We start from the raw sequence: 22622 nt of genomic DNA, 5'->3' as shown, positions 1-22622 counted from the left end.
GCAAATAGCGGCACTCCTAATTAAGAGGATTGAGACTTCCCTATGGGGCTATTAATCTTCAACAAAGAATTAGTTTGTATCAACATTTTGATACAAACTAATTTTCATTAGGACAAACATTCCGTAAGTTTATTGAACTAGTCATTGGCATAAATCAACATTAACCCAATTCTTTATGAAAAAACTGATCCTAAACCTTTTTCTTATAACCGGTACCTTTAATGTCTTTGCACAAGATGCCATAGATTACCAGGTACCACCCAAGGCCATGTCAGATCTGCTTCTGGCAAAGCCTACTCCTGCTGTCAGCATTGACGGTAAAGCCGAATGGGCACTTTTTAGTGAACGCAACTCATACCCTTCTGTGGAAGAACTGGCCATGCCCGAATACCGGATAGCCGGACTGAGAATTAACCCAAACAATTATTCTCCGAGCAGACAGATCTATATCAACAATTTTAGCCTTAAGAACATTAAAACAGGCAAAACCATACCAGTAACCGGATTGCCTGTTCCTCTTTATGCCGGAAGCATCAGCTGGAGTCCGGATGATAAAAAGATTTCCTTTACAAATACCACGCAGAAAGGTGTAGACCTTTACCTGATTGATGTGGCCACACAAAAAGCCACCAGGATCAATAAACAGTTTTTAAACGTAGTTTTAGGATCTGGGGTTACCTGGCTCGACAACAGCACCCTTCTATATCGGGTAGTAACCAAACCGGCGAGCGCTGCACCGCCAAAACCACTCATGCCTAAAGGACCAACTGTACAGCAAAACCTAGGTAAAGCGGCCCCCAGCGTTACCTACCAGGATTTAATTAAATCTCCGTATGATGAGCAGCTCTTTGATTTCTTTGCCACTGCGCAGCTGGTGAGCAATAAAGGAGGCGTAGAAACCCCAATTGCAAAACCCGCCATTTATACCAGCGTAATTCCATCCCCAGATAAGAACTATTTAATGATCAGGACCATTAGAAAACCATTTTCTTACCTGGTTACTTCTGGCGGCTTTCCATCAACTTTAACCATCACAGATCTGACAGGTAAACCGGTAAAGGTTTTGGCTGAACTGCCTTCTACTGAAGGCACGCCCTCCGGATATGACAATACCCAGAATGTTCCCCGTGGTTTCGACTGGCGTGATGATGAACCCGCAACCGTAGTTTGGGCAAAACCCCTTGACAGCGGACTGATTAAAACTAAAGTTGATTTCCACGATGCCGTTTATGCTTTAAGTGCGCCATTTAGCGGAGCAGGCAAAGAACTTTTTAAAACCCAAACCCGTTATCGCGGTACTTCCTGGGGCGATGCTACACTAGCACTGGTCCAAGAAGGATTGAGAAGTAAGCAAACCGTAAAGGTAAGCCGCTACAATCCTTCAACTGGCGCTTTGGAGACTTTATACGAACGCAATCAAACGGATGCCTACAGTGACCCTGGAAGCCCGGTAACGACTAAGAATAAATATGGCCGCCAGGTAATCCAGGTTTTGGATAATGGAACCAAACTTTTAATGAACAATCCAACAGGATCTTCGGATAAAGGCGACCTGCCTTTCCTGGCTAAGTTTGATCTTGGAACGAAAAAGAATGAGATTATCTGGAGAAGCACTCCGGGAACTTATGAAGTAGTTTCTGATGTATTGGATGCCAGCAAATTGGTATTGCTAACCCGTAAGGAATCTCAAAAGAATGTTCCAAACTACCTGATTAAAAATTTGATGCTTCGTATCGCAGATCAGCCAATTACCAATTTCAGCAACCCATATCCGCAGCTGGAAGGTGTAAGCAAGGAAAAGATTACCTATAAACGTGCAGATGGTGTAGATCTTACCGGTGATCTTTACCTGCCAAAAGGGTATGACAAAGCCAAAGACGGACTACTGCCGGTACTGATCTGGGCATACCCGCGCGAATTCAACTCTGCTGCAGATGCCGCGCAAATAAGAGGCTCAAAAGACCGCTTTACAACCATCAGCTGGGCATCACCTATCTTTTGGGTAACCCAGGGATATGCCGTTCTTGACAATGCAGAGATGCCTATCGTAGCCAGGGATGGTAAAAAACCAAACGATACTTTTGTTGAGCAGTTAAAACTAAACGCTGAAGCAGCAATCAATAAACTTTCTGATCTTGGTGTTGGCGACAGGAACCGCGTTGCTGTTGGCGGACATAGTTACGGCGCCTTTATGACTGCCAACTTACTGGCACACACCAATCTTTTTAAAGCCGGACTGGCACGCAGCGGTGCCTATAACCGTACACTTACTCCTTTTGGTTTTCAGAATGAAGAACGTACCTATTGGGACGCCCCTCAACTGTATTATGAAATGAGCCCTTTCAGCTATGCTGATAAAATTAAAACACCAATCCTTTTGATCCACGGAGACTCCGACAACAACCCGGGTACTTTTCCGATCAATAGTGAACGGTTATTTAATGCCATTAAGGGTTTTGGCGGAACTACACGTTTTGTGTTCCTTCCCTACGAATCACACAGCTATAGCGGAAAAGAAAACCTGCTTCACATGCTTTGGGAAATGAACACCTGGCTGGATAAATACGTGAAGAATACAAAATAGAAAAACCCGGTCTATTTAAACCGGATTGCTTTTAACGGGCTTATTTTGCTGATCAGCAATGACGGCAAAATAAGCACGATAAAGCAGATAAGTACCGTTGAAACATTTAACAGCAATACATCCGTAAAATGGATTTCCATGGGCACATAGGACAAATAATATGACGTTTGGTCCAGCTTAAATATATGTGTGCAGGTCTGTAAAAAGGCAATGCCCAATCCCAGCAGGTTACCTAAAAGCAAGCCCAGTCCAACCAGGTAAATGGAATTGTAAAGAAAGATCTTCATAATACTCAGATCGGTCATACCGAAAGCCTTAAGCATCCCAATCATATTCGTACGTTCAAGGATCATGATCAGCAATGCAGTGATCATGTTAATGACTCCAACGGCCATCATTAAAACAAGCAATACCTTGGTGTTAACATCCAGAAGGGACAGCCAGGTAAAAATTGCCGGAAAGTATTCTTCAACAGACTCCGATTTTAACCGCAGCTCCAGGGAGGAGTAGATTGTAGTTGATGTTTCCTTTAATTTAGAGAAATCTTTTACACGTACTTCTATTCCGCCAATCTGGTCAGGTTTCCAATTGTTTAAGCGCCGGATCAGATTGATATCACCAACAACAAAACTCTTATCTATTTCTTCAACCCCGATACTATAAATGCCGACTATCTTAAGTTTTCGCGGGCGCGGACGACCCTGAACGAAATGCATGATAAAATCATCGCCTGTCTTAAGTTTTAAGCGGTTGGCAGTATACTGAGAGATCATGATCTGCTGCATCGCTTTTGCGCTGTCTGCAAAATTAAGCACCGTACCGCTTACCAGGTGCCTTTTGATATAATCCCAATTGAAGGTAGCGTCAATACCTTTAAAGTTTATGCCCTCAACTTCATCATTTGCCGATATAATTGCCGGCTTGGTTGCATAGGGCTGATAGTAAACAACCTCCGGGTTATTCTTAAGGCTCTTGATCGTTCCGGTATCCGGCGTAAATGGCGATAATTCAAAAGAATTATTGAGATCGTATTTAAAGATCCTTACATCGCCAATGAAGCCTCTTACTTTCTCCTGGATCTCCGTTTTAAATCCTTTAATAATGGCAACAGATAACATCATCACCGCCAGACTAAGCATTACCCCAGCTATAGCAATGCGAACGATCAGCTTAGAGAACGTACGCTCAGACTTAATGGCTATCCGCCCCGCTATAAAATATTCTGTATTCAATATGCTTTACTCAACGTATGGTGATCATTGTAACCGGCAAAAATGTAAAAATGCAACTTTAAATTTATAATCTGATTTTAAATTCAAATAACGTGACTAAAAGCGGTCAACAGGCACCCATTGATCTTTTGTAGTTTAATACAACTCAGCAGCTTCTGGAAGTTAAAGCCAAACGGCATAACTAATTTAACAAAACGGTTAGAATAAAAACTTCACCTTAAGTGAAAAGCCCTATCATGCGATTTGATCAGGGCTACACGTGATTAAAAAGATGTGAGGTAAGCTGATTTCGTAACATTCCGATTACATTGTAATATTACAAATATTAAAACTTTACCTTGTATCTATTGATCACCGCTCTTATTCACTGAATTAAAGGCAGTTGCAATAACGACCATTATTTAATAATGGTTTTTTAAACGTGTTTTGCTAAAACGTTTTAAGTAATAAGCTGCTGCCTGTTTAATGTGTCTGATCCTAATTAACCAAATTCTTCTCTTAAAATAACCGTATGAAATAAATCAATTAACTCACCTAAAAATCCCCTATTATGAACCAAAAACCATTATTGATTGCCACTGCTTTGCTCCTTGCCCTGGGCATAGCCTGTAAAAAAAGCGAAGTTAAAACCCAGGACGAACTTTACGGAAAGCCTGATGCTAAATCAGACGTACAAGTCCTTGCCGATCCGCCCCTCACCTGGCAGGAACACTGGTTTGAACACAACCAATTGCTGCAGCGGAAGTATTTTGACACCAGCGTAGTAGTCTATCATGACAATGACGTGGCCGCTACAGTGACCTGGCCCAACACCTTTCTGGCCCAGGTATGGAACTACACCAAGCTTAAATACGGTTCTTTTGGAACTGACTCCCGGCTGTATGCCATCTTCCACACCGCTAAATACAGCGGCGGACACCCAAGTACCTATTTTGACGGCGGTCACGATTATAGAAACGTGATCGATTGCGGATCATCCAGCACTACGGCATGGACCTCCGGAACAGGCAATGACCTGGATCTGAGTACGCATGAGGTTGGACATATTGTTGAAGGTGCTTCAAAGAATGTAAAAGGATCTCCGGCATTTGGTATTTGGCATGACAGCAAATGGATGGAGCTTTACAATTATGATGTCTATGTAGGCTTGGGCAGAACTGCCGATGCACAGCGCTGGTATAATCTCGTTATTAACGGATCAGACAGCTATCCGCGCGCCAATACCCATTGGTTTAAGGACTGGTTCTACCCAATCTATACACAACAGGGAAACCAGGCTTCTTTAAACAATTTCTTTACCTTGCTTTCCGTACATTTCCCAAAACAGACCGTCAATAACGGTATTGCCAATATCAGTACCTATACCCGCGGCATGAACATGGGAGAATTTGTACACTTTTGGAGCGGCGCTACCGGAATAGACCTTAAGCCATTGGCACTAACTGCCTTTGGTACACTGGATGAGCAGGGCAACAACTGGACTACCCAGTTAACTACAGCGCGTTCTACCTTTTCAGGCGTAACCTACACCAAAGATATTACTTCAACCGCAGCGTTAACTGTAAGCAATGAAAATACCAATGGATCTGGTGCTGCTGAAGGATCATCAAAATTGACAGACAGCTATTATAATACCAAGTTTTTTCTGGGCGCCTACCCAACCAGTTTTTACGCCATGTTAAACTTTCCAACCGCACAGGTTATCAAAGGGTATACCATTACCTCCGGGAATGATGCGATAGACAGAGACCCTAAGAACTTTAAAATTATGGCCTCAAATGATGGTACAAACTTTACACAGCTGGACATCAGGAGCAATGAGGCGTTTGCCAGCAGAAACCAAACTAAAAAATACAGTTTCACCAATACCACAGCTTACAAATACTATCGCCTGTACATTACAGCAAACAACGGTAGTGTTGATCTGCAGCTTAGTGAGTGGCGTGTTCTTCAATAAACCCCGATTGCATATAAAGGTAACAAGCATTTTTTGTTACCTTTATTTTATATACTTTGAAAAATATGCTGTCATCCGCCATTCACCTGATCAATACAATCCTGATTGCTGCTTCCGTTAGTTCTTGCAGCACCCCTGCCAAAGTCACATTTAACCCGGCAGTGCCTAAACCTAACCAGGTAAATGTTGAGGCCATTGATCCGCCCAAAGCAGTAAAATTACTAACAGGTGCAGAACAAACCGAGAAATACCTGCCTTACCTGAAAGGAAAGCGCGTTGGTATGGTGGTTAACCCAACTTCTATTATTGGAAAAGAAACCGCTGTGGACAGTCTTTTAAAACGGGGTGTTAACATTGTTAAGATCTTTGGCCCGGAACATGGCTTTAGGGGCGATGCCAGTAATGGGGCGCATGTAGACGATGCTGTCGATACCAAAACAGGCATCAAAGCCATTTCTTTATACGGCAAACACGCTACACCAACTACAGAAGATCTTTCTGATGTAGACCTTATGATATTTGATGTTCAGGACGTTGGTGTCCGTTTCTACACCTATATCAATACCTTACAGCATGTGATGGAGGCTTGTGCAGCAAATGGTAAAGAAGTACTGATCCTGGACCGTCCCAATCCAAATGGCTTTTATATTGACGGGCCTGTTCTGGATCCGCGATTGGTTTCTGGATTAGGATTGCATGCCATCCCAATTGTACATGGCCTTACGGTTGGAGAATATGCACAGATGCTAAATGGAGAAGGCTGGTTAAAGGACAAGTTAAAATGCAAGATCAGGATTATTAAGGTTGCCAATTACGACCACAGCATGGCATATGACCTTCCTGTAAAGCCCTCACCGAATTTAAACACCCAGCAGTCTATCTTATTATACCCCACCCTATGTTTATTTGAAGGCACCTATTTGAGCCAGGGAAGAGGCACACAGTTTCCGTTTACCGTACTCGGAGCACCCGCTTTGAAAGGAAAGTACAGCTTTTCTTTTACGCCAAAAAGTATTCCCGGAATGTCTGAAACACCATTGCATCAGGACCAGGCTTGCTACGGACTTGATCTAAGAAATTACAATATTTCAAACATTAGGAACGCTAAAGCGTTAAAGTTAGACTGGATCATTGAGATGTACAAGGCTTACCCCAATAAGGAAGACTTCTTTAATTTTAAACTAAGCAAGCAAATGGGAAGTTTTGACAAGCTTGCCGGTGCCTATAGCGTAAAAGAACAAATTATAGCAGGGAAGTCTGAAAAAGAGATAAGGGCAAGCTGGGAACCTGGATTGAGTCAGTATAAAACGATGCGCAAAAAGTATTTGCTGTATCCATAAACGCCTAGTTATGAATAGCGAACCTAAAAAGAAAAACGAAAAGCCAAGCAGCAACTTCCAGGAAGAAGCCCCAAAAGGGAAAGTACCTGCAGGCGATAAAGCGGTAAAACAAGCGGAAGACAAAGATTACACCGAAGAGGAAGCTGATTTTAAAAACCCCGCTAAGAAAAGGGAGCAAAGTGAGCAGCCGGTACATCCTGTAAAAAATCCCCCAAAAGAATAATACAGCTGTACTGGAATCCTTATTTTTTCTTTGCCGGGATCTTCGGTGCTTTCTGCACTGCTTTTAAAAACTGCATCAGCACCTTTTCATCATTTTCCAGGGACTTGACCGTTTCTGAATGTACCAGATTAATCTTTTTGAGGTATTTACTCAATTGATCATTTTCAAAAGCTTCCAGCAGCAGCGGATATACATAAGAACTTTTACAGACTGCCCTGGTGTTGCCAAGCTTGCTGGCTACACAGTCCAGCACTTCCACAATGATCTTCTTCTTTGGACGCTCAGTGCCATCACTGCAGCAGGATGCCAGTTGCCTTAGTGCTTCCAGCGTACCCCCCCAGGTTCTAAAATCTTTAGCCGTAAAATCACCGCCGGTAATTTCCTTAATATAAGTATTGATTTTACCAGAGTCTATTGCCCGGTGTTCGTTACCTTCAGTATAGTATTGAAAAAGATCCTGACCGGGGATTTCCTTACATCTCTTAATCAATTTGGCGAGTGTCTTATCATTGAGGCTTACATTCTGCTGAACCCCTTTCTTTCCTTTAAAAGCCAGCTTCAATGTATTTCCATTGATCTTAACATGCTTATTGGTTAGCGTAGTTAGTCCATAGCTTCCATAAAGCTGTTTATATGCATCGTTACCTACTCGGATCAACGTTTTTAACATCACCTGCATACAGATGGCCAAAACCTTTAACTCATCAAAATCTTTGCGCTTTAAATCTTTTGCAATCCTTTTACGAACCTGCGGCAATGTTTTACCAAATTCCAAGAGCCTGAAATATTTGCTGTCGGATCTTCGGGAGGTCCACTTCGGATGGTATTTATACTGTTTCCTTCCTGCTGCATCTAAACCGGTTACCTGCAGGTAGGCGTTCTTTTTATTTGCAATCCACACTTCAGTCCATGCTGGAGGTATAACCAGTGATTTTATTCTCGACAGCTGGTCTTCATCCGTAATTTTATTCCCTTCCCGATCAGTATACAAAAATTTCCCGGGCTTACCCTTTCTGTATATACCTGGCTGACTATCCGTTGCGTATACTAATCCGCTTAATTTGATTTCTTCCAGGGTGTCGACCATATACCTCGCTTAAAATTGCGTTAAATTTTTAGTTATTTTGTTTATCTAAACACAAGTCAATGAAAATAGTTTTTATGGGTACCCCCGATTTTGCTGTAGCGTCTTTAAACGCATTGGTTGAGGCTGGATTTGATGTAGTTGGTGTAGTTACCGCAGCAGATAAACCTGCAGGCAGAGGACAAAAATTACAGGAAAGCGCAGTGAAGCAATATGCGGCAGCCAAAGGAATTAAGGTATTACAGCCGTTGAAATTGAAAGACCCGGTGTTTATCGAAGAACTTAAAGCACTGGAGGCAGACCTCCAGGTTGTTGTTGCATTCCGTATGCTTCCGGAAATGGTTTGGAATATGCCTCCCAAAGGAACCATCAACCTGCATGCATCCCTGCTTCCGCAATACCGCGGTGCTGCACCAATTAACCATGCCATCATCAATGGGGAGAAAGAAAGCGGGGTAACCACATTCTTTTTAAAACATGAGATTGATACTGGTGACATCATTTTTTCTGAAAAGGTAACCATTTCAGAGAATGAAACTGCCGGAGAACTGCACGATCAGTTGATGGTTACCGGTGCCGGGTTACTCGTAAAAACAGTAAAGGCCATTGAAGAAGGAAATTATGAAGAACAGCCGCAGCCCGAAACTGAAACACTTAAACATGCACCAAAAATATTTAAGGACGACTGCTTAATCAACTGGAACCAATCTGCAGAAACGATCTACAACATGATCCGCGGACTAAGCCCTTACCCTACTGCCTTCACCAAACTTAACGATAAGACATTAAAGATCTTTAAGTCAGAGCTGGACAATAGTGAACCGGGTATTGCTGCCGGAGGATTCCTAACAGACGGAAAGACATTTTTAAAGTTTGCCGCAAAGGATGGCTTTATCAGGCTGACCGATGTTCAGTATGAAGGAAAGAAAAGAATGCTGGTTGATGAATTTTTAAGAGGAATGCGGTTATAGTTCGTTGAGCTTATGGCTCAGCAACTTTGACATTTCATTAAAATAACGTTTCCTGCCATAGCCCATTACCCAGCGGATGCCGCCAACAGCGTTGGTTACAAATACTTCTTCCGCTTCTTTTAAAACTTCAGGATTGATCTGCGCCTCTATTAATGGAATATCATTGCTTTTTGCAATCCCCATCACAACGCCGCGCATTACCCCCGCAATACATCCTTCAGACAATGCAGGTGTATAGATCTGCTTATTGTAAACCACAAATACATTAGAACTGATGCTCTCACACAGAAAACCATTTTGGTTCAGTATGAATGCTTCATCGAGGCTATATTGTTTTTTATAAAGTCCCGCCATTACATAAAGTAATGAATTGGAGGTTTTATAATTAGACAGCTTATCTACCGGCTTGGTCAGCTCGTCGTAAACATCAACAATTAACCCTTTTTTATTCAGTTCATAGCTGCTCTCTGTCAACGCAGAACCTTCCAGAACGTATCCGCACTTGTTTTGGTCCGGCGTATACAAACCTTCTCCGGCCCTGTAAACGGACAGTCTAAACCTGGCATTGTCTTTAAACCTGTTCTTTTTACACAACTCTGCGGTCTTCTGTCTCAAAAAATATTCATCCAGCAAATTACCACCGTCAATTTTTAATGCCTGCATCCCTGCCTTTAGCCGGTCTGCATGCTGCTCGGCAAATTTTAGCTTGCCATTACAGATCCGCATAGACTCAAATAACCCGTCTCCATACCTAAAGCCCCGGTTTTGGGCGGTTAGGATGGGTTGGTTATTCTCAATAAATTCGTCGTTATGTAAAATATATTCCTGTTGCATTATTGGGGCTGTACGATGTAGTTTCTCCATTTATTAAGCGCCGCATCGAAATCGGGTGGCAAAGATGCTTCAAATTCCATATACTTTTGTGTAGTTGGATGAATAAAACCTAACGTTTGTGCATGCAAGGCCTGTCTTGGTAAAAGGTCGAACGTGTTTTGTACAAATTGTTTGTACTTAGTAAATGTCGTTCCTTTCACAATTTTATCCCCGCCATAATTGGCGTCATTAAATAGCGGATGTCCGATGTGCTGCATATGTGCTCTGATTTGATGTGTGCGACCAGTTTCCAGCTGGCAGCTGATCAAAGTTACATAGCCTAAACGCTCCAATACACTATAATGTGTTACCGACCACTTACCTTTTTCTTCATCGTCATAAACATCCATCACGATCCTGTTTTTCAAACTCCGTCCAATAAAACCGGTAACCGTACCATTATCAGCAACATCACCCCAGGCTAAGGCCACATATTTACGGGTAATGGTATGATCAAAAAACTGCTTGGCCAGTTTGGTCATCGTAATTTCGTTCTTACTGATCAGTAATAATCCGGATGTATCTTTATCAATACGGTGAACCAATCCCGGGCGTCCTTCATTGCCTGGCAGTTGGGGCAGCTGCTCAAAGTGAAAGGCAAGGGCATTAACGAGCGTACCCGTATAGTTATTAAATCCAGGGTGAACAACCATTCCTGCCGGCTTATTTACCACAAGCAGGTCTGCATCTTCATAAACAATATCAAGAGGAATATCTTCCGGGTAAACTTCAGTATCTCTTGGCGGATGAGGAAACACGATAGAGATCTCATCAGCGGGCTTAACTTTATAACTGGCCTTAACCGTTTTTTTATTGACGAGTACGTTTCCTGCTTCAATCGCATTTTGTATCCGGTTGCGTGACGCATTTTCCATACGCTGCATCAAAAACTTGTCAACCCGCAATAAAGACTGTCCTTTATCAACGACAATACCAAAATGTTCGTATAAGTCCTGATCTTCGGATTCCTGCCCGCTATTTGTATTTTCCATTATTAAATTAAAGTTAGGGAGCCATTCTAAACTGATGTATCCGCGTTGCAAAATTAATCTTTAACATCTACATATTTAAAAAAGAAATTGGCCTATTATTTGTGGATACCTGAAACCATCAAATTAGACGAACTATGAAAAATTTTACTCAAAATGTTAAAGTTATCCTAAACTTCTTCCCTTACCTGATTAAAAAAATCTATTTTAAAGCGTAACTGATTAAGGCTTAATAAAGGATGATATCTTTGTAAGATGTTTAAAGACCTTTATAGTCCTTTACATCAGTTACAGCATCCAACAAGAACCCAGATCCAGGTTAAGAGAGATGATTTAATTGATCCTTATGTTTCGGGGAATAAATGGCGTAAGCTAAAATACATCCTTGAAACCGCAAAAAGCTTACATAAAAACCACCTGGTAACCTTTGGTGGCGCTTATTCCAATCATCTGGTTGCTACTGCAGCAGTATGTGCTAAAGCAGGTCTTAAAAGCACCGCATTTGTTAGGGGTGAATCTGTTCACAATGAAATGCTGCTCTTATGCAGGTTGTTTGGAATGGAGCTCATCTTTACCGGCCGCGAAAGCTACAAAAACAAAGCGCTGCTATTTGAACAGCACTTCGGAGCTTTAGAAAACACTTATTTTGTAGATGAAGGCGGTGCCTCCCCAGAGGCGGTAACAGGTTGTGCGGAAATCATCGCAGAACTGCCCGATGATACAGAACACTTATTTTGTGCAGCAGGAACAGGCACTACAGCTGCCGGACTGCTAAAAGGAATCCAGGAGCGCAAATTAAAGACCCTTCTTCATGTCATTCCGGTTTTAAAAGGCGGTGATTTTATTGCGGATGAAATCTTAAAACATACCGGAAGTACAGAACAGCTGGTACTCCATACCGAATATCATTTTGGGGGATATGCAAAAACCAACCCTGCGCTTATCGAATTCATAAAGCGGTTTATAAAAGAAGAGGGCATGCTGATTGATCCTGTTTACACGTCAAAAATGTTTTTTGCACTGGATGATCTCCTGAGCAAAAACTACTTTGCAAAAAACAGCAAAATTATTGCACTGCATACAGGCGGCCTGCTCGGCATTTTAGGAATGAAAGATAAACTATTGTAAGATCTTAACAGGCCCCAGCAATCCGGAAGTAATTAATGGCGAATCCTTTGAGTAATGCCTATACGTTGTAAATGCAAACCGCCCGCTGGTACGCGGCAACCCCTTTTTGAGCCAGTCCGGCCACCTGCCATTCTTTATACCGTCATCCGGCAAATGCTCATCACCAATTAAACGGTTGGGCCACAAATTAGCCACCTCAATCTCCAGCTGGTTGTTACCTTGTATAACAGCATCTGTAATGTCTACCCGCCATGGAGCTGTCCAAACTACCCCCAGGTCCTTACCGTTAAGCTTTACCCGCGCAAGGTGTTTAACAGTTCCCAAGTCAAGATAAACATGCTTTTTACTATTTTGGGCGGTCTGAAAGTCGAATGATTTACGATATACGGCAATGCCAGAATAGTATTTTATGCCTGCTTCCTTTCGTTTAGTCCAATCGTACAGCTGATCAAAGTTGATCTTTTCAGGGCCTCCCCATTGCGGATTGAAAGAAACATTCCATGAACCCTCTAACGTAGAAACAGTTTGGAGTTCATCGAAATTAGCGGCTTTGGCAACCGCATTATTTTTAGAGAACACCACAAAATAACTTTGATAAGCATCAAACTGCAAAGGCACTTTGGTCTGATTAGCAGAGCTTGAGAAATCAGGCAATGGCCTGCTGGTTCCGGTAATCGGGTCCCAAAGCTCCGGAGTTGTTCCATTCAGATTTCTAAATAAGGCATCATGTGTTACCTGTTGATCTGTTTTATTGGATACAAAATAAATATCACGGCCTTTAACCATGCGGTGCGTATAACGGATTGGCCCTTCAGCATTAAAATCTTCGGCAACACCTAAAGATTTTAACAACGCAGAAGTAAGTTCGTATGCCGGATAGAGATTGTCTGTTTTACGGTAGAGTGATCCTCCCCAAATTACCTTTCCTTTTCCATAGGGATGTTCAGTTTGCTGATCTGGTGTTTCTAAAGACCCCCAAAGCATTTTAGACAACGAATGTACCTGATCATCACAATTCGGGTATCCGGCTAAACCTGGCGACTTTAATGGAGGAATACCGACAATTACAGCACCCTCACGAACAAGGGATCTAATTTTCTCTAAAAGTGCAGGGGTCATGGTCTGTAATTCAGGCAATACCATGATCCGGTAAGAAGCCCCTCCGGGAAATACGATCTTACCGTCCTTTACCCTGGCTTTATATAATTGTCCGGGTGCACAGCCATCGAAATTATACCCTTTTCGGTCTGGTATAAATGCATCGCCCGATAGGGCTGAAAACGGCGGACGGAACACATGTGGCGAACCTTCAGGACTCAGATATAAGATATCAGCCACTGCAGTTCCCTGCTGTAAGATATACTGGCAGCGGGAAATGTATTTATGATAATCGCCAACCATGGGCCACCAGGTCTGGCTTCTGTCCCAGTGCACACCGTATTCTCCCATGGTCATACCCGGTTTAAGGGAATCTGCCAGGGTCTGGTTTTGAAAAGTATGGTATACAAAACGATTAATCCCGGTTGCAAAGGCCCAGTCGCCCTGGTTCTTCATTGACCCCGGATATTGTTTCCAGCCTTCATTGTTCTGGGCAGTAAAAGCCTCTGCAGGTACCAAAGACCGACCGTCAACATGCGCAATTGAAGTAGCCTCAATGCAGCTAAAAGACGCGTTAAAGCCCAGCCCTATACTCCAAAACTCCGCCATGGGCACATCGGCAACAGAACCAAGTTCCAGGTCTGCCGTTGGGTTCATATCATAAGGTTCAATAGACAAGCTCATTCCGTTGCGGTGGGCATACCTTTTGACATGGCCGGCATGATTTTCGAGAACAAGCTCTTGCGAGGTCTGACGAAGGTCCCACAGAAACCGCTCGCTAATCTCCACACTGCCCACCACATGACCGGCATAAACCGGGTAATAAGGCAGCGGGTCATACCCTCTTCTCAGCTGAAACTGCCTTTTAAAATCAGCGGTCCAGTTTTGCGCGCCCATTTCCCAACTGTCCATATGCAGTCTTTTTAATCCTCCGGCTGTACTTGCTGCACCTGTAGTATTTGACCTGTTCTGTTTAATTTTCTTTAACAGTGATCCGATATAGCGATCCAAATGCACATTAAAAGCTGTGGTATCGAATTTATCAGCTTCAAAACCAAGTCCGGGATAAGGTGCCGGACGGGTGATGGCACCGTTGTTTCTCGCCCCAAATCTAACGATGGTCCACTTTCCTTCCGGAACAGTCCATTCTAAGGTACCATCAGGCTTAAGCTTATCAGTCAGATCTATGATCTTGCTTTGATCGATGGTCTGATCTTTAGGGATCTCTATATAAGAAGCAACAGAAGGTAAAAACTGTTTAACCCCTGGCGCCGATGAATATGGAGCGCGGTAATAAAGCGCCTTCTCCTGAACATCATCTATTTGTTTACCTTCAACAGGTGTAGGATACGCCAGTACAGCAACATCCTTATAAAATTCATTCCATTGATCCTTTAATACAGGGGTGAATGAATTTTCACCAAAATAAGGACGCATAGGCTTGGGAACCGGTAATTTTATTGGCTTAGGGTCGGCATGATCCACAACCACAGTGCTGGATACCAGGTGCTGCATGGACTGACCTGCGGTTACCCATGGGCCGCCACTACCTGTCCAGCCCGGACCAATGCCTAAAGTCATCTCAATACCAAGCCGCTCACATTCTTTTACGGCATGTGCAAACAAATTCTGCCAGTTTTCACTTAAAAAATCAACATCACCACGTGGAATACCCACATTTACCTCTAAAAAAACCAGGTTGCTTAAACCCGATTCTTTCATAGACTCCAGATCCTTGGTCATAGATTCCCTGGTTAAATTGCCATCCATAAAGTACCAGTAAACTCCAGGTTTGGCGGAATCCGGCGGATTTAAAAAACCTGCTCTTAAGGTATCTTTTTCTGAAGCACCAGATTTAACCGTTTTGCTGCATCCGCAAAAGCAGCAAAATAAAAGGATAAGTAATAAATTAAGGTATGTTTTATTCATTATAATGATCTGAGAATTACCTGTCTGTAGTGGCCGGTTATTTTATTAGGTGATCAGAGCAAGATATAGGTATACTGAATCAATGGCAACCTGTGCTATCCTGTTACCTCCCCAAAAGAAGGTGATCATTTCTAGTGGTATTCGTATAAACTTTTATACTTTTAGCTACTGCTTAAACCGATCACATAGAAGATGACCAAAAATAGTTCTGCGAATATACCCACTGGTAAAATTGATCACCATACCAATTCCAATGCGGATGGCAACCAGTCTAAATTCCCCATACCAACTAATGAAATGGAGCGGATCGCAGCACTTCGTTCCTATCACATATTAGATACTGCCGAGGAGAAAGATTTTGATGATCTGACCATGCTGGCTTCTGCGATTTGCCAAACCCCTATTGCATTGGTTAGTTTGGTAGATAAAGACAGGCAATGGTTTAAGTCACACAGAGGATTACCTGCACGGGAAACGCCCAGAGCGTATTCATTTTGCGCGCACGGCATCACCTCAGCAGAAAACATATTGGTCGTACCTGACGCTAAACTGGATCATAGATTTAAAGAAAACCCATTGGTAACAGGCGACCCAAATATCGTATTCTATGCGGGTGTACCCCTTGTAAACAGTGATGGTTTTGCTCTGGGCTCATTGTGTGTGATTGACCGCCAAACAAGGGAATTAACTGCAGATCAGATTCAGGCATTGGTTATACTGGCAAACCATGTTGTCGACAAATTGGAATTAAGAAGAACAATCATAGAGCAGGCCGCTACCTACAAAGAACTTACCCTATCCAATGAAAAATTAGTTGCCGCCCACCATGAATTAAAAGGAACTCAATTAAAGCTTAAACAAGCCATTGAAACCGGAAAAATGGATACCTGGAGCATCAATCCCGCTACCTTTGAGGTAACCATGTCAGATTTTATCAAGGAAATGTTCGGTTTCCCTTTGGATAGGGAAATTGCAATGGAAGAGATTCTGGCAGCTATTGATCCGGATTACAGAGAAATGCTGCTCACAGTTTTAAAGAATGCAGTAGAAAAGCAAATGCCCAGTGATACCGAATACCCCATTACCAACCAGATTACCAATGAACGGTTATGGGTAAAAGCAACAGGAAAGGTCTATTATGACAGTAATGGCATCCCCTCAGAATACTCTGGAATGTTTATGGACATTACAGAGCGTAAACTCGATGAGATCCGTAAAAATGATTTCATTGGTATGGTAAGCCACGAGTTAAAAACACCGCTTACTTCTTTAAACGGGTACATCCAAATATTGCACAAAAAAGCAGCTAAATCCGGCGATGTGTTTTTTGCTGGCTTGCTGAATAAATCAGTGGCCCAGATTAGAAAAATGACAACCATGATCAACAGCTTTCTAAATGTTTCCCGATTACAATCCGGGAAGATCCTGCTTCAAAAACAGGAGTTCGGCATGGATGAGCTGATCAGAAACACGATTGAAGATTTTACCGCATCTGAAATTAACCATACCATTAGTTATGATGGATGTGGATCAACAAGAATATATGCTGACTCTGATAAAATTGGGAACGTAATTTCTAACCTGATCAGTAACGCCATTAAATATTCGCCCATAGAAACGGATATTACCATTGCATGCAGGGTCTTAAATGATGAAATTGAGATTAGTGTAAAAGACGACGGAATGGGCATCAGCGAGCAAGACCTGGAACGGTTATTTGAACGCTATTACCGGGTTGAAACCAAAAGTACAGAACTGATTTCCGGATTTGGCATCGGTTTGTACCTCTGTTCAGAAATTATACAGATCCACCAGGGTAAAATTTGGGCCGAAAGTGAAATTGAAACAGGCTCGACTTTCTATTTTACGCTTCCGCTTACTCGGGTCTAACAGCAAATTAAAGGAACACAAATTTCGATTTCCAGGAAAATCATACTTTAAAACGTTTAAACCTACTTTTTAAACTTATTTACTCAAATAGTGCCTAAATTTGATAATTAGGCTGTTTTTACTACATTTGATGATACCAAAATATAACATTATGTATCAATTAACTGTAGGTCCGGATCAGGTGAACCAGGTATTAAGCAAGCACATTTTAGCAGATGGCTTTGATCTTACCTACGACATGGAACAAAGTAATGGAACGTACATTTACGACTCTAAGAACAAACGTACGCTCCTCGATTTCTTTACATGTTTTGCGTCTGTTCCATTGGGATATAATCATCCAAAAATGATTAACGATGAAGCTTTTAAAAAGAATCTTTTACAAGCGGCAATGGCCAATCCCTCAAACTCAGATGTGTACACGCAGCAGTTTGCACAGTTTGTAGATACCTTCTCTAAAATTGGGATTCCTTCTTATTTACCCCACGCGTTCTTTATTGCAGGTGGTGCGCTGGCCGTAGAAAATGGAATTAAAGTAGCGATGGACTGGAAAGTCCAAAAGAACTTTGCCCTTGGATACAAGGAAGAGAAAGGATTTAAAGTACTGCATTTTGAAAAAGCCTTTCATGGCCGTACAGGTTATACCTTAAGCTTAACCAATACCCTGCCCGATAAAACAAAATGGTTTGCAAAGTTCGACTGGCCACGCGTTTCTGTCCCCGTAATTAAATTCCCCTTAAAAGACGAGAATTTAAAAATAGCCATCAAAACCGAAGAAGATTCCATCGCACAGATCAAACGTGCGTTTGCAGAAAACAAGGACGATATCTGTGCCATCATCGTTGAGCCCATCCAATCTGAAGGTGGCGATAACCACTTACGCGAAGAATTCTTAATTCAACTTAAGGCACTTGCCGATGAAAACGATGCCTTTTTAATCTATGATGAGGTGCAGACCGGGGTTGGCCTAACCGGAAAATTCTGGTGCCACCAGCATTACAGCGAAAAAGCAAGACCCGATATCCTGGCCTTTGGCAAGAAGATGCAGGTATGCGGAATATTAGTCGGAGATAAAGTAGACCAGATAGAAAATAATGTATTCAATGTTTCTTCCAGGATCAACTCAACCTGGGGAGGCAATTTAGTAGATATGGTACGCTCTTCTCAAATTCTCCAGATCATTGCAGACGATAAACTGTGTGAGAATGCGGCCGAAGTTGGTCAATACTTAAAAGACAAACTGGAAGACCTGGCATCAAAATACGATAAAATGAGTAACGTAAGAGGCAAAGGTTTACTCTGTGCATTCGATTTTCAGAATAAAAGCCTGCGTGATGAATTCATAAAAAAAGGCATGGAAAACAACGTCATGTTTTTAGGCTGCGGCAGCCAGACCATCAGGTTCAGGCCCGCATTATGCATGGAAAAGAAACACATTGATGAAGGCCTCTCTGTAATGGAAAGTATCTTGCCGAATTTATAATGAGAAACAGAAAAGTTAACCTGGTTTTAGCCATAGCCGTTTTTATACTGGTGGCATGGATGCTGAAAGGCACTTTTACACAACCCGGAGCAGACAACCTGAAGGCTGGCTTTAAGGAAATTGCACACTACAGAAATGAGAACAATACAGGCCCCATACAGCACGTATATTCAGTAACGGTAAAAGACTCGCTATGGAGCGAGATGGAAATATTTGGCAACTTTAAACCCCACCACAAAGGTGGCAACACCAAGGTGTATTATTTTATGGAAGGCAGCCCTGCTCCTGTCAACTTAGGAGCAGGATCTGTAAATTTTAATTCAAGATTTAATCCGTACTGCATTGCCATCTATGAAAAAAGTGCCATGGGCGATGCCAGCCTTATCCGGCATCCGTTTAAATAGGATTATACAAACGCAGAGAAACCGGTAATGGCACGGCCAACAATCAGCGTATTGATTTCTTTAGTTCCTTCGTAAGAGTAAATGGCCTCGGCATCGGCCACAAAACGCGCCACATCATACTCCAGCAAAATTCCATTTCCGCCCATCACTTCCCTGGCCCTGCTCACCACATCGCGGGTACGCATAGAACAGAATACTTTTGCCAGCGAGGCATGCTCATCCGTTAGCAAACCCTGATCCTGCAGCTGCGATAAACGAAAACACAACGTTTGCATCGCCGTTAAGTTAGACAGCATTTCTACCAGGTGGTTTTGGATCAGCTGGTAAGAAGCAATCGGTTTACCAAACTGTTTCCTTGTCCTCGTATAATTTAAAGCACTTTCATAAGCACCCCTGGCACAGCCCACAGCCTGCCAGGCTACACCCGCACGGGTCATCTTCAATACCTTCGCTGTGTCTTTAAAAGAATTGGCATTTTGCAGCCGGTCTGCTTCATCAACCTCGCAATTGGTTAGCGTGATCAACCCGTTCTGCACAATCCGGAGGGCCATCTTATCCTGCATCTTCTCAACAGCAAAGCCAGCGGTCCCTTTTCTAACCAGGAAACCCTTTACCTGGTTATCATCCAGATCCCTGGCCCAGATAATGGTGACATCAGAGAAAGTAGCATTACCGATCCACTTTTTCTGACCGTTTAAGATCCATTTACTCCCATTACGTTTAGCCGTAGTAGTTAACCCGCCTGCAGCACCAGAACCCACCTCAGGCTCAGTTAAGCCAAAGGCACCGATGGTTTTAAATTGCTGCATAGAAGGCAGCCATTCCTGCTTCTGGGCTTCAGAACCCAGCAGGTAAATAGAACCCATCGCCAGGCCGCTCTGAACACCAAAAAAAGTAGAAATAGACGTATCAACCCTGGCCATTTCCATCGCAAGCATCCCTTCCATCAGGTTTGTCTTACCCGGACAACCGTAACCAGAATACGTTAATCCGCAAATATTAAGTTCAGCCAGCTTGGGGATGATCTCAAAAGGAAATTCCGCCCGCAGCCAGTACTGGTTTACCAGGGGCTTTACCTCTTTCTCCAGAAAAGCCCTCACTTTAAGCTGGAGTGCCCGGTCCTCCTCATTCAAAGCCTCATCACCAAGATGGTAAAAATCACCTTCAATTGGAGGCAGCTCTTTCTTTTTACCAGAGGAGCCCATCATTTTTAAGAGACCATTTAACTGGTTATCATCAAGATTAGAAAACGAGTCGACAACTTTGGTAAGGTCAACTTTCTTTGAAAGTGCATCCAGCTTAGCAAGATCGATGTTTTTAAAAAGGGTATAGGCGGATTTTATGGATGAGAAAATGTTAGACATAACTGCTCTGTTTTAAATAAAACAGAATATAGTCCTATTTGTTGGAAGCCAGCTTATCTTAATTGAAAAAGATCATCAACACCAAGCAACTTACGCGACGTAAAACCCTCTCCATAGGTAGCACCAATAGATTTACCAAATTCCCGTGCCCGTCCAATCACACTTTCAAAAAATTCAGGAGATGAAATGTAGGTGCCCGGTCCGTCTACATCAGGATTAAAAAATTGGGTCTTAAATGCTTTTATAGAAGCAATCTTGGTTTCCATATAAGGTGTAATGTCTATGATCACATCTGGCCTGATATACCGGTCCTGAATGTACTGCAATAGCAACCGCGGTCTCCATTCCTCCTGTTCAACACCATCAAGCTGGGTGCTTATTTTAGACAAACCAGATAAAAAGCACGCATCATTGGCAAGATCCCCTGCCCTTCCATGGTCGGGATGACGGTCATGCAGCGCATTGCTCAGCACAATTTCAGGCTGATATTTACGGATCATCCGGATCACTTCCAGCTGGTGCTCCTCATCATTTTTAAAGAACCCGTCTTTAAAACGAAGGTTTTCACGGGCATGAAGTCCCATGACCTTTGCAGAATCTGCCGCTTCTTCGTCACGGATCTTTGCAGAGCCCCTGGTTCCAAGTTCTCCGCGTGTAAAATCAACAATTCCAACTTTTTTACCGAGCGCGATGTGTTTAATTATCGTTCCTGAACACCCCAGTTCTGCATCATCCGGGTGAACAGCAAGTACCAATATATCTAATTTCATCATGTTTTAAAATAAAATAAGGACTAAAGCAGCTTTTGAATTTTCTTCTTTACTTTAGCGGAGAGCGGTTTTGTAAATGGGAAAAAGTAGTCTGTAACTTCACCGTCTTTATTGATCAGGTATTTGTGAAAGTTCCACCTTGGGGTAGCCGTTTGGGTTAGAAATTTAAAAAGCGGATGGGCCTGTTCGCCGCGTACCATGATCTTTTCAAAAACCGGGAACTGAACACCATAATTTTTCTCACAGAAGTTACTGATCTCTTCACCATCAAGCGGCTCTTGCCGCCCAAAATCGTTTGAGGGGAAACCCAGTACTTCAAAGTCTGCATCAGCAAACTCTTCCCTGAGTTGCTGAAGCTCCTTTAGTTGCGGGGCAAAACCACATGCAGAAGCAATGTTTACAAGGAGCAGAACTTTATTCTTATAATCGGAAAGGCTTTTTTCAGTACCGTTGATTAGTTTTAATTTGAATTGATGGATGCTTTTTGATAAATCTGGCATGTGATCTTATTGATAGAATCCGGATGAAGTGATGATCGATTCGATATCACGTTCTTGCTGCGGATCGTACTTACTTTTTAAATTATGACCAACAACCCTTGCAACCGACTGGTACAGGAAAGCAGTGATGCCCCCTTTGGTTTCTTTTACAATGTCGTAAGTCGTTCTGCCAAGTTCACGGTCTATAAGCTTGGTCAGGATCTGCCCCTGTGTAATGGTCAGTTCTTTAATTTCACGGTTAAACATGTCCTTAATCTCTTTATCACACTGCTTAACAAACTTTTTCTGGGCTTTCTTATCCGTGGTGGATGCCAGCTCCTGTTCCAGCTGCTCATACCTTCTTTTGGCATAGAGGGCATAAGGCATAACTTTCATGACATTATATCTTAACCTGTCATAGGCCAGCCGTTCTGCCGGGGACTTAAATACCCGATAGCCATAGATCACTACCTCACGAAGGGCAATCCAGGGAATCATTTCGCCATTGTCATTTGTTCCGGCAACCCGGATCGTATCATTCTTACCGAGTACAGGCATTTTTACAGAAACACCATTAACCTGCGCTTTTGCGGAAGAAGCACCAATAATGACAATTAACAGAATAATTAACCTATAAAATTTCATAAATTTATACCCCCGGTAAAGGTAAAGCTAATTTTAAACTTTAATATTTATTTGAACTCTAATATAATCTTTTAAAGGTAAACAGCTTTATTTTTTACGTAAATAATACAATACCTGTCAACATAGGTCAAACATAAAATTGGATGAATTATTGTGATGATTTATCTAAATTTCTATAA

Annotated in this window: 18 protein-coding genes; 9 read left to right on the top strand and 9 right to left on the bottom strand. The window is 42.5% G+C overall.

Going from position 1 to position 22622, the window contains the following annotated elements:
• Positions 1-175 precede the first annotated feature (175 nt).
• Positions 176-2584 carry a S9 family peptidase gene (locus tag ATK78_RS19040; RefSeq protein ID WP_133577723.1) on the top strand — a complete coding sequence of 803 codons (2409 nt, stop codon included), beginning with the start codon at positions 176-178 and terminating at the stop codon, positions 2582-2584.
• Between the two features lie 11 nt (positions 2585-2595).
• On the opposite strand, the gene ATK78_RS19035 is transcribed toward ATK78_RS19040, so the two are convergent.
• Entirely contained in the window at positions 2596-3816 is a 1221-nt protein-coding gene (locus ATK78_RS19035; RefSeq protein ID WP_133577722.1) for an ABC transporter permease, read from the bottom strand.
• 550 nt (positions 3817-4366) lie between these two features.
• Here ATK78_RS19035 and ATK78_RS19030 point away from each other — a divergent pair.
• From ATK78_RS19030 to ATK78_RS19020, 3 genes are all read left to right on the top strand, one after another.
• Positions 4367-5773 (top strand): discoidin domain-containing protein, encoded by a 1407-nt coding sequence (locus ATK78_RS19030; RefSeq protein ID WP_133577721.1) that lies wholly within the window; start codon positions 4367-4369, stop codon positions 5771-5773.
• A 65-nt stretch (positions 5774-5838) separates the two neighbouring features.
• Positions 5839-7113: an exo-beta-N-acetylmuramidase NamZ family protein gene (locus ATK78_RS19025; protein WP_133577720.1), complete on the top strand. Its 1275-nt coding sequence runs from the start codon at positions 5839-5841 to the stop codon at positions 7111-7113.
• Between the two features lie 10 nt (positions 7114-7123).
• Complete coding sequence (locus ATK78_RS19020; protein ID WP_133577719.1) at positions 7124-7336, top strand: hypothetical protein; 213 nt, start codon at positions 7124-7126, stop codon at positions 7334-7336.
• A 19-nt stretch (positions 7337-7355) separates the two neighbouring features.
• On the opposite strand, the gene ATK78_RS19015 is transcribed toward ATK78_RS19020, so the two are convergent.
• The gene (locus ATK78_RS19015; RefSeq protein ID WP_133577718.1) at positions 7356-8423 is read right to left on the bottom strand and encodes a DNA topoisomerase IB; all 1068 of its coding nucleotides are present in this window, start codon (positions 8421-8423) and stop codon (positions 7356-7358) included.
• 59 nt (positions 8424-8482) lie between these two features.
• Here ATK78_RS19015 and fmt point away from each other — a divergent pair, with 59 nt between their 5' ends.
• On the top strand, positions 8483-9391 hold the full coding sequence (fmt, locus tag ATK78_RS19010) for a methionyl-tRNA formyltransferase (protein WP_133577717.1): 909 nt from the start codon (positions 8483-8485) through the stop codon (positions 9389-9391).
• Here the strand turns inward: fmt and ATK78_RS19005 are convergent.
• Together ATK78_RS19005 and ATK78_RS19000 are read right to left on the bottom strand one after the other, a co-directional pair.
• Positions 9386-10255, bottom strand: a complete 870-nt coding sequence (locus ATK78_RS19005; RefSeq protein WP_317126225.1) for an aminotransferase class IV — start codon at positions 10253-10255, stop codon at positions 9386-9388. The genes fmt and ATK78_RS19005 overlap by 6 nt on opposite strands.
• Positions 10225-11256 carry an RluA family pseudouridine synthase gene (locus ATK78_RS19000; protein ID WP_133577716.1) on the bottom strand — a complete coding sequence of 344 codons (1032 nt, stop codon included), beginning with the start codon at positions 11254-11256 and terminating at the stop codon, positions 10225-10227. Before ATK78_RS19000 ends, ATK78_RS19005 begins: the two co-directional genes overlap by 31 nt.
• Before the next feature lie 252 nt (positions 11257-11508).
• On the opposite strand from ATK78_RS19000, the gene ATK78_RS18995 reads away from it, so the two are divergent.
• A complete protein-coding gene (locus ATK78_RS18995) occupies positions 11509-12381 on the top strand; it encodes a 1-aminocyclopropane-1-carboxylate deaminase/D-cysteine desulfhydrase (protein WP_133577715.1) in 873 nt (290 codons plus the stop codon).
• Here ATK78_RS18995 and ATK78_RS18990 read toward each other — a convergent pair.
• Positions 12373-15408 carry a glycosyl hydrolase gene (locus ATK78_RS18990; RefSeq protein WP_133577714.1) on the bottom strand — a complete coding sequence of 1012 codons (3036 nt, stop codon included), beginning with the start codon at positions 15406-15408 and terminating at the stop codon, positions 12373-12375. The two genes, ATK78_RS18995 and ATK78_RS18990, sit on opposite strands and share 9 nt — an antisense overlap.
• Before the next feature lie 192 nt (positions 15409-15600).
• Here ATK78_RS18990 and ATK78_RS18985 point away from each other — a divergent pair, with 192 nt between their 5' ends.
• The 3 genes from ATK78_RS18985 (at position 15601) to ATK78_RS18975 (ending at position 19185) form a co-directional block, all read left to right on the top strand.
• Positions 15601-17298 carry an ATP-binding protein gene (locus ATK78_RS18985; protein WP_133577713.1) on the top strand — a complete coding sequence of 566 codons (1698 nt, stop codon included), beginning with the start codon at positions 15601-15603 and terminating at the stop codon, positions 17296-17298.
• A gap of 151 nt (positions 17299-17449) precedes the next feature.
• A complete protein-coding gene (lat, locus tag ATK78_RS18980) occupies positions 17450-18781 on the top strand; it encodes an L-lysine 6-transaminase (RefSeq protein WP_133577712.1) in 1332 nt (443 codons plus the stop codon).
• A complete protein-coding gene (locus ATK78_RS18975) occupies positions 18781-19185 on the top strand; it encodes a hypothetical protein (protein ID WP_133577711.1) in 405 nt (134 codons plus the stop codon). Before lat ends, ATK78_RS18975 begins: the two co-directional genes overlap by 1 nt.
• A gap of 2 nt (positions 19186-19187) precedes the next feature.
• Here ATK78_RS18975 and ATK78_RS18970 read toward each other — a convergent pair whose 3' ends face one another.
• From ATK78_RS18970 to ATK78_RS18955, 4 genes are read right to left on the bottom strand one after another with little or no spacing between them, the layout of a single operon-like run.
• The gene (locus ATK78_RS18970) at positions 19188-20549 is read right to left on the bottom strand and encodes an acyl-CoA dehydrogenase family protein (RefSeq protein ID WP_133577710.1); all 1362 of its coding nucleotides are present in this window, start codon (positions 20547-20549) and stop codon (positions 19188-19190) included.
• A 53-nt stretch (positions 20550-20602) separates the two neighbouring features.
• Positions 20603-21319: a bacillithiol biosynthesis deacetylase BshB1 gene (bshB1, locus tag ATK78_RS18965; protein WP_133577989.1), complete on the bottom strand. Its 717-nt coding sequence runs from the start codon at positions 21317-21319 to the stop codon at positions 20603-20605.
• Positions 21320-21342: 23 nt separating this feature from the next.
• Positions 21343-21819: a glutathione peroxidase gene (locus ATK78_RS18960; RefSeq protein WP_133577709.1), complete on the bottom strand. Its 477-nt coding sequence runs from the start codon at positions 21817-21819 to the stop codon at positions 21343-21345.
• 6 nt (positions 21820-21825) lie between these two features.
• Positions 21826-22443, bottom strand: a complete 618-nt coding sequence (locus ATK78_RS18955; protein ID WP_133577708.1) for a DUF4294 domain-containing protein — start codon at positions 22441-22443, stop codon at positions 21826-21828.
• Positions 22444-22622: the final 179 nt, after the last annotated feature.

The organism is Pedobacter metabolipauper (assembly GCF_004362715.1).
Taxonomy (GTDB): domain Bacteria; phylum Bacteroidota; class Bacteroidia; order Sphingobacteriales; family Sphingobacteriaceae; genus Pedobacter; species Pedobacter metabolipauper.
This window is presented reverse-complemented; position numbering and strand designations above follow the sequence as displayed.

What these genes read in the sequence shown, in the direction of transcription:
- ATK78_RS19040 (WP_133577723.1), top strand. Translation starts at nt 176, where the DNA reads ATGAAAAAACTGATCCTAAACCTTTTTCTTATAACCGGTACCTTTAAT.
- ATK78_RS19030 (WP_133577721.1), top strand. Translation starts at nt 4,367, where the DNA reads ATGAACCAAAAACCATTATTGATTGCCACTGCTTTGCTCCTTGCCCTG.
- ATK78_RS19025 (WP_133577720.1), top strand. Translation starts at nt 5,839, where the DNA reads ATGCTGTCATCCGCCATTCACCTGATCAATACAATCCTGATTGCTGCT.
- ATK78_RS19020 (WP_133577719.1), top strand. Translation starts at nt 7,124, where the DNA reads ATGAATAGCGAACCTAAAAAGAAAAACGAAAAGCCAAGCAGCAACTTC.
- ATK78_RS19015 (WP_133577718.1), bottom strand. Translation starts at nt 8,423, where the DNA reads ATGGTCGACACCCTGGAAGAAATCAAATTAAGCGGATTAGTATACGCA.
- fmt (WP_133577717.1), top strand. Translation starts at nt 8,483, where the DNA reads ATGAAAATAGTTTTTATGGGTACCCCCGATTTTGCTGTAGCGTCTTTA.
- ATK78_RS19005 (WP_317126225.1), bottom strand. Translation starts at nt 10,255, where the DNA reads ATGGAGAAACTACATCGTACAGCCCCAATAATGCAACAGGAATATATT.
- ATK78_RS19000 (WP_133577716.1), bottom strand. Translation starts at nt 11,256, where the DNA reads ATGGAAAATACAAATAGCGGGCAGGAATCCGAAGATCAGGACTTATAC.
- ATK78_RS18995 (WP_133577715.1), top strand. Translation starts at nt 11,509, where the DNA reads ATGTTTAAAGACCTTTATAGTCCTTTACATCAGTTACAGCATCCAACA.
- ATK78_RS18990 (WP_133577714.1), bottom strand. Translation starts at nt 15,408, where the DNA reads ATGAATAAAACATACCTTAATTTATTACTTATCCTTTTATTTTGCTGC.
- ATK78_RS18985 (WP_133577713.1), top strand. Translation starts at nt 15,601, where the DNA reads ATGACCAAAAATAGTTCTGCGAATATACCCACTGGTAAAATTGATCAC.
- lat (WP_133577712.1), top strand. Translation starts at nt 17,450, where the DNA reads ATGTATCAATTAACTGTAGGTCCGGATCAGGTGAACCAGGTATTAAGC.
- ATK78_RS18975 (WP_133577711.1), top strand. Translation starts at nt 18,781, where the DNA reads ATGAGAAACAGAAAAGTTAACCTGGTTTTAGCCATAGCCGTTTTTATA.
- ATK78_RS18970 (WP_133577710.1), bottom strand. Translation starts at nt 20,549, where the DNA reads ATGTCTAACATTTTCTCATCCATAAAATCCGCCTATACCCTTTTTAAA.
- bshB1 (WP_133577989.1), bottom strand. Translation starts at nt 21,319, where the DNA reads ATGAAATTAGATATATTGGTACTTGCTGTTCACCCGGATGATGCAGAA.
- ATK78_RS18960 (WP_133577709.1), bottom strand. Translation starts at nt 21,819, where the DNA reads ATGCCAGATTTATCAAAAAGCATCCATCAATTCAAATTAAAACTAATC.
- ATK78_RS18955 (WP_133577708.1), bottom strand. Translation starts at nt 22,443, where the DNA reads ATGAAATTTTATAGGTTAATTATTCTGTTAATTGTCATTATTGGTGCT.